1 protein-coding gene, 1 tRNA gene and 1 pseudogene are annotated in these 2005 nt (G+C 61.6%); all 3 read left to right on the plus strand.

Going from position 1 to position 2005, the window contains the following annotated elements:
* Positions 1–413: 413 nt before the first annotated feature.
* Positions 414–496, plus strand: a tRNA-Leu gene (locus ACFV3E_RS46610).
* A gap of 140 nt (positions 497–636) precedes the next feature.
* A pseudogene (locus ACFV3E_RS46615) lies at positions 637–741 on the plus strand (IS5/IS1182 family transposase); the annotation flags it as partial.
* Between the two features lie 76 nt (positions 742–817).
* Positions 818–1528: an IS6 family transposase gene (locus ACFV3E_RS46620; protein WP_500542615.1), complete on the plus strand. Its 711-nt coding sequence runs from the start codon at positions 818–820 to the stop codon at positions 1526–1528.
* Positions 1529–2005: the final 477 nt, after the last annotated feature.

Below are 2005 nucleotides of genomic sequence, written 5' to 3' on the forward strand. Positions count from 1 at the left end.
TCAGCCCCAACGAATACGAACGCCGACACCACGCGGCTAAGCTCACGCTCGCCGCGTGATCAACAAAGCGTGTCCACCATCACGGGGGAAGGCCCTCAGGGGCGTCACCTCCACCGTTCACACCGGGACGGCACCCCGGGCCATGGCGGCCTTCCGCCAACCTCGCCATCGGCGTGCTGAGAACCATCGGAGCCGACGACATCGCCAAGATCACCCGGGCGTTACGCGACAAACCTGAGCGATCAATCCCCATCCTGGGCATCACCAACAACCCGGACGCCTACGGAACTTGATCAAGCTCTGCCCTCGCCCGCCCTCGCTGTCAACGGAATCTGGAAGTGACAATTTATTCGAGAATGAGTACTCGGTGCTCATCAATCCGGAGTGCAATGTTCCTTATCGTAAAGCTGCATGGGCAAGTGGCGGAATAGGCAGACGCGGCGGACTTAAAATCCGCAGCCCTGGAGGCGTGTGGGTTCGAGCCCCACCTTGCTCACGAATTATGCTGTATCTACTTGCGAGGAAATCTTACGCCGAGGACGAAAAGGGCGGGAATTACAGGAACTGCGTTCGGGTGTGTCTAAGGGTTTTCCCGCAACGCCGGGTCAGCGATGAGATGATCTTGGTGTAGCTGGTGTGATCACGGCGTCGGAGCCGTCTTGGATAGCCCCGTTCACGGGCCTGAGCCCGCGCGCGTTCGGCAAGCTGATCACGATGCTGCGTCGCGAGGGAGCTGATGCGGCACTGTCACGTTGGCTGGCGGTGTGAGATGTTCTTCGGGTTGATCATGCTCGGGAGGGGATCGCGCGTGGTGAGCATGCCGCCGTCGTGCAGGGGTCACCGGTACCTGGTGGGGGTCATCTCCCACTGCGTGTGGCTGTACTTTCGGTTCCCGCTCAGCTTCCGTGAGGTCGAGGAGCTGATGCTCGAGCGCGGCGTGATCGTCTCCTACGAGACGGTCCGCCGGTGGTGCCGGAAGTTCGGGCAGTCCTACGCCGACGCGCTGCGCCGACGCCGTCCACGCCCTGGCGACAAATGGCATTTGGACGAGGCCTTCGTCAAGATCAACGGCGAGCGAAAGTACCTGTGGCGGGCGGTGGACCAGGACGGCAATGTGCTGGACATCCTCGTCCAGAGTTGTCGCGACAAGGCCGCAGCCAGGAGTTTCTTCCGGAAGCTGGTGGAGAAGACCCAGTCGGTGCCGAGGGTGATCGTGACCGACAAGCTCCGTTCCTACGGCGCCGCCCACCGCGAGGTCATGCCCTGGGTCGAGCATCGCTCCCACAAGGGGTTGAACAACCGGGCCGAGAACTCCCACCAGCCCACGCGGCAGCGCGAACGCGCGATGAAGGGTTTCCGCTCTGTTGGCGGAGCCCAGCGGTTCCTCGCCGCGTTCGACGGCATCTCACCTCATTTCCGGCCCCGATGCCACCTGATGACCAGCACCGAACACCGCACCGAAATGATCATCCGCTTCACCATCTGGGACCAGATCACCGGCGTCGCCGGCCAGCCCGCCGCGACCTGAACCAGACCCACCACCGAGCCCCACCACACCCTGACACGACCTCAGCCGATCAGCCCCCCATCAACGTGACACGGCCCCGGCGACTACGCCGAAGCCCTGCCGGTGCCCTTGTACGACGGCGGCATGCTCGCCACGCGCGATCTCCTCCCGAGCATGATCAACCCGATGAATTACTTTTAAGTACTAATTACTCAATCTGAGGGTGCGGCGGGAACGCAAGATGATGACAAGGGAGGCGGAGCGTGAATTTTGAAATTTCACTCCCCGTAACTTAATCCAGATCGATTAGCCTTCTTCTCGCGGCACGGGGATGTGATTGTTATTTGCACAACCTTCGAGGACTGGAGCATTGAGCACGGAGCACACGCGTATGGCGGCAGCTCTAGTAGTGCTTGGTCAGGTCGGCTGAGTCTGTGCGTGTCCTTGTGGGTTGGTCGGGCGTTGGGGAGGTGTGAGTCCGGACGAAGTTGCGGTGGT

Origin of the sequence: Streptomyces sp. NPDC059718, from assembly GCF_042733315.1 — a bacterium.
Taxonomy (GTDB): Bacteria; Actinomycetota; Actinomycetes; order Streptomycetales; family Streptomycetaceae; genus Actinacidiphila.